The sequence below is a fragment of the Pseudomonas sp. FW305-28 genome, from assembly GCF_017351395.1.
In the GTDB taxonomy this organism is placed as follows: Bacteria; Pseudomonadota; Gammaproteobacteria; order Pseudomonadales; family Pseudomonadaceae; genus Aquipseudomonas; species Aquipseudomonas fluorescens_AA.
The window spans coordinates 1-13,778 of sequence record NZ_JACNDD010000166.1; the positions used below are offsets into that span (position 1 = coordinate 1).

Annotated in this window: 13 protein-coding genes and 1 pseudogene; 6 read left to right on the plus strand and 8 right to left on the minus strand. The window is 61.7% G+C overall.

Going from position 1 to position 13,778, the window contains the following annotated elements:
- A pseudogene (locus tag J4E53_RS26400) lies at positions 1-1,246 on the minus strand (type IV secretion protein Rhs); the annotation flags it as partial.
- A 588-nt stretch (positions 1,247-1,834) separates the two neighbouring features.
- Between J4E53_RS26400 and J4E53_RS26405 the strand changes: the two are divergent.
- The 6 genes from J4E53_RS26405 (at position 1,835) to J4E53_RS26430 (ending at position 7,659) form a co-directional block, all read left to right on the plus strand.
- Positions 1,835-2,458: a CDP-alcohol phosphatidyltransferase family protein gene (locus J4E53_RS26405; RefSeq protein WP_103309243.1), complete on the plus strand. Its 624-nt coding sequence runs from the start codon at positions 1,835-1,837 to the stop codon at positions 2,456-2,458.
- An 11-nt stretch (positions 2,459-2,469) separates the two neighbouring features.
- On the plus strand, positions 2,470-4,227 hold the full coding sequence (locus J4E53_RS26410; protein WP_103309244.1) for a bifunctional alpha/beta hydrolase/class I SAM-dependent methyltransferase: 1,758 nt from the start codon (positions 2,470-2,472) through the stop codon (positions 4,225-4,227).
- A complete protein-coding gene (locus J4E53_RS26415; protein WP_103309246.1) occupies positions 4,227-5,570 on the plus strand; it encodes a phosphatase PAP2/dual specificity phosphatase family protein in 1,344 nt (447 codons plus the stop codon). Before J4E53_RS26410 ends, J4E53_RS26415 begins: the two co-directional genes overlap by 1 nt.
- Positions 5,560-6,015, plus strand: coding sequence for a hypothetical protein (locus J4E53_RS26420; protein WP_060740440.1), 456 nt, complete (start codon positions 5,560-5,562; stop codon positions 6,013-6,015). The genes J4E53_RS26415 and J4E53_RS26420 overlap by 11 nt, the downstream gene beginning before the upstream one ends.
- Before the next feature lie 89 nt (positions 6,016-6,104).
- Positions 6,105-6,725: a 1-acyl-sn-glycerol-3-phosphate acyltransferase gene (locus J4E53_RS26425; RefSeq protein WP_003205972.1), complete on the plus strand. Its 621-nt coding sequence runs from the start codon at positions 6,105-6,107 to the stop codon at positions 6,723-6,725.
- Position 6,726: 1 nt separating this feature from the next.
- Positions 6,727-7,659, plus strand: a complete 933-nt coding sequence (locus J4E53_RS26430) for a phosphatidate cytidylyltransferase (protein ID WP_060740439.1) — start codon at positions 6,727-6,729, stop codon at positions 7,657-7,659.
- A 189-nt stretch (positions 7,660-7,848) separates the two neighbouring features.
- Here J4E53_RS26430 and J4E53_RS26435 read toward each other — a convergent pair whose 3' ends face one another.
- From J4E53_RS26435 to J4E53_RS26465, 7 genes are all read right to left on the minus strand, one after another.
- Entirely contained in the window at positions 7,849-9,006 is a 1,158-nt protein-coding gene (locus tag J4E53_RS26435; protein ID WP_103309248.1) for a glutathionylspermidine synthase family protein, read from the minus strand.
- Between the two features lie 12 nt (positions 9,007-9,018).
- Positions 9,019-9,723 carry a DUF1190 domain-containing protein gene (locus J4E53_RS26440; protein ID WP_060740437.1) on the minus strand — a complete coding sequence of 235 codons (705 nt, stop codon included), beginning with the start codon at positions 9,721-9,723 and terminating at the stop codon, positions 9,019-9,021.
- 19 nt (positions 9,724-9,742) lie between these two features.
- Positions 9,743-10,171, minus strand: a complete 429-nt coding sequence (locus J4E53_RS26445) for a DUF350 domain-containing protein (protein ID WP_060740436.1) — start codon at positions 10,169-10,171, stop codon at positions 9,743-9,745.
- 15 nt (positions 10,172-10,186) lie between these two features.
- Positions 10,187-10,849, minus strand: a complete 663-nt coding sequence (locus J4E53_RS26450; protein WP_103309250.1) for a DUF2491 family protein — start codon at positions 10,847-10,849, stop codon at positions 10,187-10,189.
- Positions 10,836-11,870, minus strand: a complete 1,035-nt coding sequence (locus tag J4E53_RS26455; RefSeq protein WP_060740434.1) for an ion channel — start codon at positions 11,868-11,870, stop codon at positions 10,836-10,838. The genes J4E53_RS26450 and J4E53_RS26455 overlap by 14 nt, the downstream gene beginning before the upstream one ends.
- Before the next feature lie 288 nt (positions 11,871-12,158).
- On the minus strand, positions 12,159-12,857 hold the full coding sequence (locus J4E53_RS26460; protein ID WP_003185899.1) for a PspA/IM30 family protein: 699 nt from the start codon (positions 12,855-12,857) through the stop codon (positions 12,159-12,161).
- Positions 12,858-12,879: 22 nt separating this feature from the next.
- Complete coding sequence (locus tag J4E53_RS26465) at positions 12,880-13,461, minus strand: YjfI family protein (protein WP_003205989.1); 582 nt, start codon at positions 13,459-13,461, stop codon at positions 12,880-12,882.
- Between the last annotated feature and the right edge of the window lie 317 nt (positions 13,462-13,778).

Below are 13,778 nucleotides of genomic sequence, written 5' to 3' on the forward strand. Positions count from 1 at the left end.
CGCTCAGGCGTGTAGACGGCTGGGATTTTTCCCGCGCCACGGCGGCCGGATTGCTCACAGACAATGGCGCAGAGTGTTCAGGGGTGATGTGCAAGGGTCCGACAGGCGTCGGTTTTAAAGGTGCGCGTTGGCTGACCACCAACGGTTTGAGCACATCGGCATGCTGATTGAGCCGGTCGGGGGTGAGTTGGCCCAGTCTCAGGCTCGATGTCAGCAACCATTCCCGGGCCCGCTCCGAGCGGACCCGGCCCAATACGTTACCGCTCATGCGCAGACCCAGGCCCAGTCCCCCGGTCAAACGCATCAGCAGGAAATTGATCAGTACCGAGGCGCGCAGTTCTCCGACGACTTCGGCCGCGTACTGAGGCGGCAACATCCGCAGCCAACTGGTGAACGCGGCCACGTGAACGAAGAGCAACGGCTCGTCGCTCAACACCATCAACCCTTTGGCAATTGCCTCGGAGGATGCCTTCAGTAGCTGTTCAAGCTCGGCTTGAGTCAGGTACTCCAACAGTTTTTCGCTGTTGGCCTGCAGATCGGCCAGCAGCCCGAAAACCTGCTTAACGTCGTCCCAGAGTTGATGCAGGGCGTTTTTGAAACCGCGCCAATCAGCCTGCTGCAACACGTCGTAGCGTTGAAGAAACCCGGCGTCGGAAAACTCCGCCCACAGTGGTTGAAACTGCTCCCACTCCGCTTTCAGCCAGCCCTCAAGTTCGTCGATCACGCCTTGGTAAGACGCATACAACGCCTTGACGTGATCGGCCGTGACATGGGGGAAAAAGGTGATGCGATAACGCTGGCCTCGCCAACACTCAGGCACTTCCAGGATGCCGCTGGGGCCGATCACGTGATGGATCGGCTCGCCGAAAATTTCCTTCCCCGGCATGCCATCGATGACCGGCTCCAGCATCACCGGTGTGTCGCCAATCGGCACGAAACGCGCCGCCTGGAACATGTGCACCAGCGTCAGTGGCCCTTCCGCCGGGCAAGCCACCACGGCGGCACTGACGGGTTTGTCCAGGTTCTTCGGCGCCGCCAGGGACACCTCGTTGCCGACCTTGAACACTTGCTCAAGATCCAGCGCCCAGCCGGCCCAAAAGCTTTCAGCCCAGGCGTCGTAGTCGTTCAGGCAGGTTCGAAAGTCCTGGAAAACCGCTTCGACATCCGGCTGCTCGGGGTCCATGGCCGCCATCACCAGCGAACCAATGACGTTGCCCTGGGCAAGGATTTTGTCGTAGTCAGGCATGCAGGCAGCTCGCGGCGTAGGAGTGGGCGCGAGACTCTGCCTGCGATGGCGAGGGAAATAAGTCAGGGAAAGAGGGGATGGATGTAGGGCGATTCGCTAAATTCAAACGCTTGGCGTGCGAACCCCGCCGATGACTATAGATGCCACGACATGAGCATGCAGATGGTCAGCCGGCTGAAGATCTTTTTGTTTGATAGACCGCCATCGCGAGCAAGCTCGGCTCCCACAGGGGGACTGTGGTGGAGGCGGGAATGCGTGAGCTGCTGTTCTCACAGGCGCTGGTTAACTTAAGGTTGTATGAACCATTGTGGCGAGGGAGCTTGCTCCCGCTCGGCTGCGCAGCAGTCGTAAACCTGCCCGGCCACCGCGTTGAATGGCTTTGGGGCTGCTGCGCACCCCAGCGGGAGCAAGCTCCCTCGCCACGGGTCTGTGTTTTTTCAATTTTCCGGAGTGTCTTGCGCAGATAAATGCGCGAATAGATGCCTACCCGCGCGCATTCTCGAGAAATACCCGCCAGCAACCCCTCAACCTATCGTAATCTCGCATCTGTATAAGCCCAGCCCCGCAACCGGCCGAGATCTTCCCCCGATGCCCTCCATCTACCAACTCAAGCCCGCCTTTCAAAACCTGCTGCGCCCCATGGTTCAACGCCTCTACAACAACGGGGTCACCGCCAACCAGGTCACCCTGCTCGCGGGTATCGTCTCGGTGTTGGTGGGGGCGGTCATTGCCTGGTTCGCCAGCCATCCGTGGATTTTCGTCCTGGTTCCGGTCTGGATGTTCCTGCGCATGGCGTTGAATGCGGTGGATGGCATGCTGGCGCGGGAATTTGGCCAGCAATCCCATCTGGGCGCCTACCTCAACGAGCTATGCGATATCATCGCCGACGTTGCCCTGATCCTGCCTTTTGCCTTGTTTGCCGATACCAGTCTTCTGCTCGTGTTGTTGGTCACGCTGTTGGCGCTGTTCAGCGAATACGCCGGCGTGCTGGGGGCGATGGTGGGGGCTTCGCGGCGCTATGACGGGCCGATGGGCAAGAGTGACCGCGCCTTTGTGTTTGGCGTGTTGGCGACCGGTATTGCCCTGGGTTGGCTCGGGGCGCTCTGGATAAATGGTGTGATGGCGGTGGTTGCCGCCCTGCTGGTTTATACCTTGGTCAATCGGGTGCGTCATGGCCTGGGCCAGGTGAAGGAAAACGCTCCCTCAGCATAAAGGAACTTGCAATGCGCGAAGCCCAACACCGGACATTCACCACCCACGATGGCGTGGAACTGTTCTACCAACACTGGCCGGCTGTCGACGCGGCAGCGGGTGAACCCCGCCAGGCTGTGTTGTTGTTTCATCGTGGTCATGAGCACTCCGGGCGCATCGCGCACCTGGTGGATGAGCTGGACCTGCCCGGGTTCGACTTCTTTGCCTGGGACGCCCGTGGCCATGGCCAGTCGCCGGGTGAGCGGGGCGACAGCCCGAGCTTCGCCACCAGTGCGCGGGACGTGCAGACGTTCTGCGATCACATCGGCGCAGCGCATGAGATCGACGAAGCAAACATCGCCGTGGTCGCACAAAGCGTCGGCGCGGTGATCGTGTCCACCTGGGTCCACGACTACGCGCCGCGCATTCGCTCGCTGGTGCTGGCGTCGCCGGCGTTCAAGGTCAAGCTCTACGTGCCGTTCGCCCGTCCAGGCCTGGCGCTGATGCGCAAGTTCCGCGGCAATTTCTTCGTCAACAGCTACGTCAAGGCGAAATTCCTCAGCCATGACCCGGAGCGGGTGGCGTCCTACGACAGCGATCCGTTGATCACCAAGGCCATTTCGGTGAACGTGCTGCTGGGCCTGTACGAAGCCGCCGACCGCGTGGTGGCCGATGCCCAGGCGATCCAGGTGCCGACGCAGTTGTTGATCTCCGGCTCGGACTTCGTGGTACACCGCAAACCCCAGGAGCAATTCTTCGAGCGCCTGGGCAGCCTGCACAAGGAAAAGCACATCCTGCCGGGCTTCTTCCACGACACCCTGGGCGAGAAGAACCGTGCGCCAGCCGTTGCCAGTGCGCGCCGCTTCATTCTGCAAAACTTCGCCCGACCGCTGGACCGCCCTTCCCTGCTGGACGCCGATCGCCTGGGCGCGACCTGCGCCGAAGCCGAAACCCTGGCCACGCCGCTGCCCCACAACTCGCTGCGCGACCTCTACTGGCGCATGACCCGTGCCAGCATGCGCTTTGGCAGCAAGTTGTCGGCCGGGGTGAAGCTGGGCTTCGACACCGGGTTCGACTCCGGCAGTACCCTGGATTACGTCTACCGCAACCGCCCCACCGGCACCTCGGCGCTGGGCAAGATGATCGACCAGAACTACCTGAACTCCATCGGCTGGCGCGGCATTCGCCAGCGCAAGCTGAACGTCGAGGAGCTGCTGCGCCTGGCGATGGCCGAGTTGCGCGCCCAGGACCGCGAGGTGCGCATCGTCGACATCGCCGCCGGCCATGGCCGCTACATTCTCGAAGCCCTGCAAGGCGTCAGCCCGTTGCCCGAGTCGATCCTGCTGCGCGACTACAGCGACATCAACGTGCGCGATGGCAGTGCGCTGATCATTGAAAAAGGCTTGGGCGATATCGCTCGATTCGTCAAAGGTGATGCCTTCGACCGCCAGGACCTGGCGGCGCTGGAACCCAAGCCGACCCTCGCCGTGGTGTCGGGCCTGTACGAGCTGTTCGCCGACAACCAACTGGTCGGCGGCTCCCTCGCGGGCCTGGCCGAAGCCGTGGAGCCTGGTGGTTTCCTGGTCTACACCGGCCAGCCGTGGCACCCGCAGCTGGAACTGATCGCCCGTGCCCTCACCAGCCACCGCGCCGGCCAGGCCTGGGTGATGCGTCGACGTACCCAGGCGGAAATGGACCAATTGGTTGAGGCGGCGGGCTTCCGCAAGATCACCCTGCGGGTCGACGAATGGGGCATTTTCAGCGTTTCGCTGGCGCAGCGAGTGCAGTAATGAGCGCCGTCATCGCTCCGGCCCGCGAACCCGCACTGCTGAAACCGGCAGTGCTGTGGCTGCTGTTGTTGGCGCCGCTGTTCTTCACCACCTACGGCTTCGCCACCTGGGTCACTTCCCAGCGTGACGACGTCGGCACGTTGGTGTTCGCCTGGGAAACCCACATGCCGTTCATGGCCTGGACAATCGTGCCTTACTGGTCGATCGACCTGTTGTACGGCCTGTCCTTGCTATTGCCCACCAGCCGCGACGAACTCAAGCGCCATGCCTTGCGCCTGCTCACGGCCCAGGTGATTGCGGTCAGTTGCTTCCTGCTCTGGCCGTTGCGCTTCACCTTCCCCCGGCCAGAGATGGATGGCGTGTTCGGTTGGTTGTTCGAGGTGCTGGCGGGTTTCGACAAGCCGTTCAACCAGGCGCCGTCGCTGCACATTGCGTTGCTGGTCATCCTTTGGGTCTGCTATCAGCGGCATTTGCAGGGTGTCTGGCGTTGGCTGATGCACGGTTGGTTCGCGTTGATCGGCGTGTCGGTGCTGACCACGTATCAACATCACTTCATTGACCTGCCTACGGGCGCGTTGGCCGGTTGGCTGTGCGTCTGGTTGTGGCCTCTGGATCGACCCAGTCCGCTGTTGAGTGCGCGTCTGGCGGCGGATCCTGCTCGCCGACGCTTGGCCTGGCGTTATGGCCTGGGCGCGGCGGCGCTGTTCATTCCGGCGTTTGCCTTGGGCGGCGCGTGGCTCTGGCTGATCTGGCCGGCGGTCGCGGTGCTCATGGTGGCGCTGAATTACCTGGTGTTCGGTGCCGACGGTTTCCAGAAACGTGCCGATGGGCGCTTGAGTCCGGCAGCGCGCTGGTTGCTGGCGCCTTATCTGGCGGCGGCGTGGATCAATTCTCGCGGCTGGACGCGCAAGCATCCGCAGCCCGACCAGGTGGCGGATAACGTCTGGCTGGGGCGAATCCCCACGCCGATGGAATTGAAGGACAGTGCGTTTACCGGCGTGCTCGACCTCTGCGCGGAACTGTCCATGGACAGCACGGGCGTCGCCTATCGCTCATTGCCGGTGCTCGACCTGACGGCGCCGACCACCGAACAATGCCTGACAGCGGCAGAAGCTATCGAAAGCCTGCGCCAGCACGGGCCGGTGCTGGTCTGCTGCGCCTTGGGTTATTCGCGCAGCGCCACGGCGGTGGTGGCCTGGCTGCTGCACAGCGGCCGGGCGGCGAACGTTGATGCGGCGATCGTGCAAATCCAGCGCGCCCGACCGCGTATCGTTTTGCAGGCGGCGCACCGTCGGGCGCTGGAGCAATTATCCACAGCACAGGGGCATGTCCATGATCAGTGATATGGAGCTCCACACCGTGGCGAGCCTGTTGCGCCGGGGTCATTCGCTGGACCAGCTGTCCACCGGGCTGACGCTGCTTGGGGCGCTGCTGGGGTTGGGGCAGTGGCTGGTGGGCCTCATCGATCCGTGGTTGCTGCTGTTGAGTGCGGCGCTACTGGTGCTCGGCGTGCTGGAAAAATACTGGGCGCTGCGCGTGGCGTTTGACGCCGATCTGTTCCAGCGCATGGCTGACAGCACCCAGTCCCTGGCCGAGCGCACCTATACCCTGGATCAGGCCCTCACCGCGTTGGGCCTGCAACCGGCCGCACGTGCTGGTCGCCTCTGGACCGAACGCCGGCATGGCGCATTGTTGCTGCTGCGTCGGCAGTCACGCTTATTGGCCGTACAAGTCGTCCTGGTGCTGGGCTTCATCCTGGCCAGTCCCTGGTTGGCTTCAAGTATCTAGATAGGCTTCTGTGGTGAGGGAGCAAGCTCCCTCACCACAGCTGTTAAAGATTGCGTCACTACCCGAACTTCTCAGGACAAGGAATCTTCATGTTCGAACCCGTGGTCGCCAACCTCATCACCTCCGCCGCCCGCATGGTCACCGGCGCGCGCAGCCTGTGGCTCGGCTGCGCGCCGACGCCGGTGCAACGGATCTACTTCGCCAACCACAGCAGCCACGGTGACTTCGTATTGCTCTGGGCCTCGCTGCCGCCGGCGCTGCGCAAGCTCACCCGCCCGGTGGCGGGGGCCGACTATTGGCAGACCAGCCCGGTGCGTCGCTACATCATCAACCGGGTGTTCAACGGCGTGCTGGTGGACCGCGAGCGCAAGGATCCTTCCTACAGCCCATTGCAGCCGATGCTCGATGCACTGGAAAACGGCGACTCGCTGATCATCTTCCCGGAAGGCACGCGTAATCCGGAGGAAGGCCTGTTGCCCTTCAAGAGCGGGATCTATCACTTGATGAAAAATCACCCCGAGGTCGAGGTGATCCCGGTGTGGATCGCCAACCTCAACCGCGTCATGCCCAAGGGGCGTGTGCTGCCGCTGCCGCTGTTGTGCACCACCAGTTTCGGCGCGCCGTTGTGCATCGAAGAAGGCGAAAGCAAAGAGCAATTCCTTGAACGCAGCCGCGCCGCGCTGCTGGCACTGGCCCCGGAGCACGTCTGACATGGATCGATATACCCTGATGTTGTTTGGCGGGATCGGCGCCATCCTGGTGCTGGCTTCGTTGATCGGTTTCATTCTCAGGCTGAAAACCCGCGGCGCGCCGAACTCGGTGATCGATAACCTCAACGCCCGGATCAATGCCTGGTGGATCATGGTGTTGGTGATCGGCGTGGCGTTCTGGCTCGGCAACGCGGCGGTCATCCTGCTGTTCTACGCCGTGTCGTTCTACGCCCTGCGGGAATTCCTGACCCTGACACCGACCCGGCGCAGTGACTACCCGGCCCTGGTGGCGGCGTTCTACCTGGCGCTGCCGCTGCAATACCTGTTGATCTACTACGACTGGTACGGGCTGTTTTCGATCTTCATCCCGGTGTATGTGTTCCTGCTGCTGCCGATCCTGGCGTCCCTGGGCGGCGATAGCACACACTTCCTCGAGCGCGCTTCGAAGGTCCAGTGGGGCTTGATGATCGCGGTGTTCTGCATCTCTTTCGTCCCTGCCCTGCTGACCCTGGACATCGCCGGTTTCGAAGGCCGCAACCTGTTGCTGATCGCCTACCTGGTGATCGTGGTGCAGCTGTCGGATGTGTTGCAGTACGTGTGCGGCAAGCTGTTCGGCAAACACAAGATCGCGCCGAACCTGTCGCCCTCGAAAACCGTCGAGGGCTTTGTCGGCGGCATTTTCCTGGCCTCGCTGATCGGTGGCGCGCTGTGGTGGATCACGCCGTTCAATCCGTGGCAGTCGTTCCTGATCGCCTTGCTGATCAACCTGCTGGGCTTTGCCGGTGGCATCGTCATGTCGGCGATCAAACGCGACCGCGGCGTCAAGGACTGGGGCCACATGATCGAAGGCCACGGCGGCATGCTCGACCGCCTGGACTCGGTCTGCTTCGCCGCGCCGATCTTCTTCCACCTGGTGCGGTACTGGTGGACCTGAGCAAAGTCTTCGGTGAACACCTGAACCTGTGGGAGCACAGCCTGGGGGCAGGTACTCACCCGTCCCTGTGGGAGCAAAGCTTGCTCGCGAAGCAGCCGCCTCGGTCAGTCAGAAAGACCGCGTTGCCTTCGTCGCGGGCAAGCCTTGCTCCCACAGGGAAGCACACAGCTCCTGGGGGACTTGGGGCTATCAGTCGAGGATCAGGTGCGGCAGGAACCGGCTGGAATCCTTGGTGATCAGGCTGTTGTCTTCCCGCACGCCAATGCCGGCTGCCTGGTCGCCGATGACCCAGGAACCGATCAGGGTGTAGCTGTCGTCAAACTTCGGCAGCGGCGCGAATTCCTGGAGGATGAACGGCGCGTCGGTGTAGGGGCCGTCTTCTTTTACAATCAAGCCGTCAGCGGTCTGCAGCTCGATGTTGGCACCTTCCCGGGAAAAGAACGGCTTGCGCACCCAGCCCTTGGGCACCGCTTTACTGGTGTCGGTATCCAGGTGAGCCGCGAGCAGGTTCGGGTGGCCTTTGTTGAATTCCCACAGCAGCGGCAGGATGCCTTTGTTCGAGATGATCGACTTCCAGGCCGGCTCGAAAAACTGCGTATCACACTGGGCAATCGCCGCACCAAAAGGCTCATGGAAGATGAACTCCCAGGCATGCAGCTTGAACAGGTGTGGAATCCAGCGCTCTTCCAGGTCGACGAAACGCCCGTCACTGTTGAGGCCGATGTCTTCGATATCGATGTGCCGCGACTCGATGCCGACTTTTTCCGCGATCAGGCGCAAGTAGTCCGTGGTGCCTTTGTCTTCGATTGAGCCTTTCATCGAGGCGAAATAAAACGGCTGGGTGAGCTGCAACTGGGCGAAGGCCTGGTGCAGCTTGGTGTCGATGCTGTTGAACTGGTCGGCATGGGCCGGCAGCGTGCCGCGCTCGATGCATTGCTCCAACCAGCCCCACTGGAACGCCGCCGCTTCGTAGAGGCTGGTCGGCGTGTCGTAGTTGAGTTCCAACAGCTTGGCCGGACCGCTGCCGTTGTAGGAGAAATCCATGCGCCCATACAGGTGCGGGTGGCCTTCAAGCCATGAAGTGCGCACCAGGTCGAAGAACGGCGCGGGAATGCTCAGGCGCTCCAGCAACTCTTCGCTCTGGACCACGCGGGCCACGAGGTCCATGCACATGTCATGGATCTCGGTGGTCGGGTCTTCCAGGTCGTCCTCGATCTGCTTGAGGGTGAACTGGTAGTACGCGCTTTCGTCCCAATAGGGTTCGTCGTCGATGGTGTGGAACAGAAAGCCGAGCTGCTCGGCGGTCTGCTTCCAGTCAGGACGCTCGGCGCAATGGATCTTCTTCATGGCGCTGGTTCCTCAACCGCCGGAGCTGCTCGAACCGCCCCAACCGCTGCGGGCGCTGGACTTGCTGCCGAAGCCGCCACGGGAGGTGGATGAAGCAACGGACATCGGCTTGCTGCTGGACTTGATGGAGTCGGTGTAGCTGCCGTATCGCGCCTGGTTGGACCTGGTGAACGTCGAGCCTGTCGACACCCGCTGGCTGAGCGTGGAGGAGCCGAAGCTGCCACGATCATCGCGGTAGCGGTAGACCGGCTCGGAGAAATAGCTGTTGCGGTTGCTGCTCAGCATGTTGCCGATCAGCAATCCGGTCAGCAGGTTGCTGAAACCTCCACCGGTATTCATCGCTTCCGAGGCCGGCAATTGGGCCCTGGCCGCGTCCACTTCGGACTGCGTAACCTCGCCCTCGGCACTCAGCTCGAAACCACCGAGCTTGGGGATGAACTTGCCAGCGGAATCCTGCTGGCACCAATCGGGGACAAAGTCGGCATCGCAATCGGCCTGGTTGTCGTACACCGGCGCAATGCGGCGATGCTCCGTCATGGCAGTCATGTAGGCGTCAGCACAAATGTCTACCGGCAGCTTTTCATCGACACATTGCTGCACAGACTGGAAGTTGTACTTCTTTTTCAACTCGTAGGTTTTTTCCGTCGGCCCGCAGCCGGATATCGCCATGGCGACCGACGCGGCCAGCGAAAGCTGGACATACTTGCTTCGTTTCATCGCGTTCTCCGTGGCGCAATCAGTTCGTGGACGGCGTCATGCACGCGGCGTTCAACAGGCCGACGCTGATGGCCACGGCGGCGATGTAGATACCGGCGGCGATTTCACCCTGCTTGATGCGCGCCGAAGCGCCCTTGAGCACCAGGCTGGTCACCAGGAACGCCAGCAACTGGACGACCGCGGCGATCACCGTCCAGACGACGAAATCCAGCATGCTGATCGAGTAGGCAATCACGTTGCTGGCCGGGATGGCGAAACCAATGAGGGCACCGCTCAGGGCGATCGCCGCAGCCACGTTGCCCGAGCGGATCAGTTCGAACTCTTTGTGCGGCGTGACATGGATGTAGATGAACTGGAACAGCGCGAACAGCACGGCGGCGCCGAGGATGTACAGGGCGAAGCCGAACACGGCGGCCTTGTTCAGGGAAATGGAGAGCGCTTCAAGCATGGACTTCTTCCTTATTCAAAGAGTGTTCAGGTCAGTGGTGTACAGCGAAATACCCAGCGAAGTGCTCAGGCTGACGGCGCCTTCGGCGTCCTCTTCGACGGAGAACAACAGGAACTCCCGGCGATCCGTCAGGCCGGTGTCGCGGGCGTACAGCATCGAACGGTGCTCGACGCTGTAGGACTCATCCGGATTGCTCACGCGCTCGCTCAACGTCACCAATTCTGTCTGGCCCGCCTCGGTGCCCCATTCGCGGCTGTATTCGACGCCGTCATGGGTGTAGGTCGGCAGGCCGATCAGGCTTTCAGGGCCGGCCAGGCGACGCAACTCCGCTTCGCTGTTGATCGTGACGTAGCTGAGGTAGTTGAACAGGATCACCGACTCGACCTGCCCGGTGATGTCGCCGCTGGTGTGCACTTGCAGCCAGTAGTCTTCGTCGTTCATGTAGCAGCGCGACAGCCAGTTCGACTGCCCGAGGTCGACGATGCCCAGGCTCCAGATCTGCTGGGAACCCGGGATGACCACGGTGCTGTTGCCGTCGAGCAACAACTTGAGCGTGGCATCGAACATGACCTGCTTGCCGGAGGCCAGGCCCAACGGCCCGGTGACGGGGGCGCCCTGGCTGGCTGTGGTGTTCGCGTTCGGGGCCTCGAGCCCCATCAACTGTTTAAACCACCCCATGGGAAATTTCCTTGAGTCGCGTGGAGGCGATGTAGAAGAGTTCTCCGCCCACGACGCGCGTGGCGCCAGGCGGGTTGATCGCTGGGTGTCGGGCGCCCTGGGCGCGGTAGCCGATCAGCGTAGCGTTATGCTGCTCTTTCATCCGGGTGTAGAGCTCGCCAAACGTCGCTTCAAACGCCTCGGGCAGTTTCATCAGGTACTGGGTGGCGCCTTCGCCCACACAGAGCAACTCATTGATGACCACTGACGAGCCCGGGTCCTGGGAGGCCCGCACCAGCATTTCGATGGCCATGCTGGAGGTGCATTCCAGGCTTGGAGCATAGGCGCTGGCGAGGGCGGCGATTTCGCTGTCATTGAAGTGGGCGACCACGTGTCCGGCAGGCCCCAGTTGATTGACCGCCAGCACGGTGGCCAGGGTCAGGTCGTCGGAATGGGTGCGCACCAGCACGCGTTCGGCGCCCGGCACGCCAGCGCGCTGCAGCAGGGCGACGGAGGACAGGCTGTCGCCCTTGATGAATGACGCCTTGCCGGGCATGGGGTTTTCTTCGAGATCGCAATCGCAGATGACGATCAGGTTGTCATTGGAGGTTTCGTCCTGCAGCAGCAGGTCGATGACCCGTTCGCTGGAGGCGCCCTCCCAGCCGATGAGGACCGTGTGGCCGACCTTGCCGGTGAAATCGCCTTTGCCCTTCATGCCTTTTCTCCAAACATCGATGACGCTGCTGGTGGTTTTGCCGATGACCGTCGTCAACAGGGCAATGCCCCCGAGCATGATCCAGGTCGCCACGAAAATTCGCCCGGCGGATGTCTGTGGCAACAGATCGCCATAGCCGACGGTGAGCGTGGTGGTGAGATAGAAGTAGATAAACGTGGCGGCGGCGATGAGGTGTTGCTCGCCCAGCAGCACCAGGCCGATCCAGGCCGTGGACAGGTGCACGCCCAGCGCAATGGCCAGGCCGGCCCAGCCGAACCGATGGAAGAAGGACGATGCGTACGAGCGCAACAAAAGGAAAATCGACATTTCGTCCCTGACTCCGTGGGGCTTCGTTCCTGGCGGGATCATCGCTCTGGCGTGTGAGCGCTCGAACGTAGTGGCCGGACAGCATTAAACCTGTTGCGGCGCTTGGATAAAAGTACCTGCGTCACAATTAAATCCAGGAGCGCCGGACACTATTGTGGCGAGGGAGCTTGCTCCCGCTGGGGCGCGAAGCGGCCCCAAGGAATGGGACTGCTGCGCAGTCCAGCGGGAGCAAGCTCCCTCGCCACAGGTTTTGTGCTCGGCCTGCCTTGATTGTTCAGCCCGAACAGATCACTCAGCCGATTTTTTCTTCAGGCGTTCCAGGATCGCATTGGCGCTGCCTTCGTTCGGCGTGATGCCGGCATCGCGCAGCTTGCGTTCCAGGTCGGAGCCGGTCGAAGCTTCGGCCAGTTCGTCCTGGGCTTGCAGTTCAGCGGCACGTTGCTGTTGCTTGGCCTGCAGGCGGTTGAGCGTACCGACGGCGGTTTCCAGCTTGCCATTGGCGCCACCGCTGGCGATCGAGGCACTGACCTGGGCCTTCTGCACGCTTTCGCGGGCCTTGGCCATGTCCACTTGCTGACGCAGGCTCTTGATGCGGCTTTCGGCCTTGGTGATGTCCTTGCGCATGTTGTCCGCGTAGCCGCCGAATTCGGTCGCGTGCTTTTGCTCGGCGTCCAGTTCGTTGGTCAGGGTCGAAATGGCTTCGGCCACTTCCAGCGCCAGGTCTTCGCGGTTGGCCTGGATCGCGGCCAGGGCCTTGGCTTCCAGGTCCTTGATCTTGGCGTTGTATTCGCCGACGCGATCGGTCGCCAGCTTGTGCTTGGCCATGATGGTGACCAGCTCACGCTTGGCATTGGCCAGCGCGCTGTCGGCATCGCGGATTTCCTGGTCGAGGATGCGCAAGGCCTGTTGGTCGACGATCGATTCGCCGACTTCGTTGGCACCGCCACGCAGGGCGGTGAACAATTTGCTCCAGATGGACTGAGTCATTGGATGGTTCCTGTTCGGCGAATTAGATGAAGAAGCGTTCGAACGCTTCGCTGGCGCGCTGGACGTTGTCGACGAGGGTTTTGACCTCGGTGACGACGTTGGTCAGGCTGGAGTCGGAGCTCAGCGCGCCGAACATGTTGTAGACGACCTGTCCGTTGGGCATGGTCTCGATGCCGATGGACGACAGCGGGAACATTTCCCGGCTGCGCAACACGGCGTCGTTGAAGGCCGCCACGTCGCTGATCGACTCGACATCCACCAGGACGGTATCGACGATGATCTGGTCGCCCACGACTGCGATGTAGATCGGCAAGCCACCGAAGTCATTCATTTCCAGCTTGATGCTGGACTCGGAGCCTTGGACGAGGGAGAGAGTGATGTCGTTCGCGACCACTTCGTCCAGGGCCTGAAGGGCGCTGTAGAGGCGATCGATGTTCCAGTTATTACCTGCGCTCATGTAATCCTCCGACATGAATGAGCCAGCCAGAATCGGTTGGCGTAGCTGTTTCTCCATTTGCTTGAGCAGGCTTCGGTTTTCCGGAAGCACCCAAGTCTCGTGTTTCACATACCCGGCGGCACTCAGGCCCGCACGCATCTGCTTCATGTAGAAGCTCGACGGTTTTTTCGCGGAGGGTTTGGCGCGCTCTCCCGTGCGGCTCGCTGAATCGGTCACAGACCCGTCAGGCGGATCTGATGGAGCGCTGGTTGGCATGGTACTGACCCCACTGTGAAAAACTCACGCGTGAGAAACACTACAGGTAGTTTCAAAAGCCCACAATAGCTCACGCGTGAGATTTTTATTTGTCACAAATGCTGACACCCCCTGTGGGAGCGAGCTTGCTCGCGATAGCGGTTTATCCGTTTGCAGAGAGGCTGGATTTACCGACGCCATCGCGAGCAAGCTCGGCTCCCACAGTTTTT

Coding starts and splice junctions, on each gene's coding strand:
- J4E53_RS26405 (WP_103309243.1), top strand. CDS start 1,835: ATGCCCTCCATCTACCAACTCAAGCCCGCCTTTCAAAACCTGCTGCGC.
- J4E53_RS26410 (WP_103309244.1), top strand. CDS start 2,470: ATGCGCGAAGCCCAACACCGGACATTCACCACCCACGATGGCGTGGAA.
- J4E53_RS26415 (WP_103309246.1), top strand. CDS start 4,227: ATGAGCGCCGTCATCGCTCCGGCCCGCGAACCCGCACTGCTGAAACCG.
- J4E53_RS26420 (WP_060740440.1), top strand. CDS start 5,560: ATGATCAGTGATATGGAGCTCCACACCGTGGCGAGCCTGTTGCGCCGG.
- J4E53_RS26425 (WP_003205972.1), top strand. CDS start 6,105: ATGTTCGAACCCGTGGTCGCCAACCTCATCACCTCCGCCGCCCGCATG.
- J4E53_RS26430 (WP_060740439.1), top strand. CDS start 6,727: ATGGATCGATATACCCTGATGTTGTTTGGCGGGATCGGCGCCATCCTG.
- J4E53_RS26435 (WP_103309248.1), bottom strand. CDS start 9,006: ATGAAGAAGATCCATTGCGCCGAGCGTCCTGACTGGAAGCAGACCGCC.
- J4E53_RS26440 (WP_060740437.1), bottom strand. CDS start 9,723: ATGAAACGAAGCAAGTATGTCCAGCTTTCGCTGGCCGCGTCGGTCGCC.
- J4E53_RS26445 (WP_060740436.1), bottom strand. CDS start 10,171: ATGCTTGAAGCGCTCTCCATTTCCCTGAACAAGGCCGCCGTGTTCGGC.
- J4E53_RS26450 (WP_103309250.1), bottom strand. CDS start 10,849: ATGGGGTGGTTTAAACAGTTGATGGGGCTCGAGGCCCCGAACGCGAAC.
- J4E53_RS26455 (WP_060740434.1), bottom strand. CDS start 11,870: ATGTCGATTTTCCTTTTGTTGCGCTCGTACGCATCGTCCTTCTTCCAT.
- J4E53_RS26460 (WP_003185899.1), bottom strand. CDS start 12,857: ATGACTCAGTCCATCTGGAGCAAATTGTTCACCGCCCTGCGTGGCGGT.
- J4E53_RS26465 (WP_003205989.1), bottom strand. CDS start 13,461: ATGAAGCAGATGCGTGCGGGCCTGAGTGCCGCCGGGTATGTGAAACAC.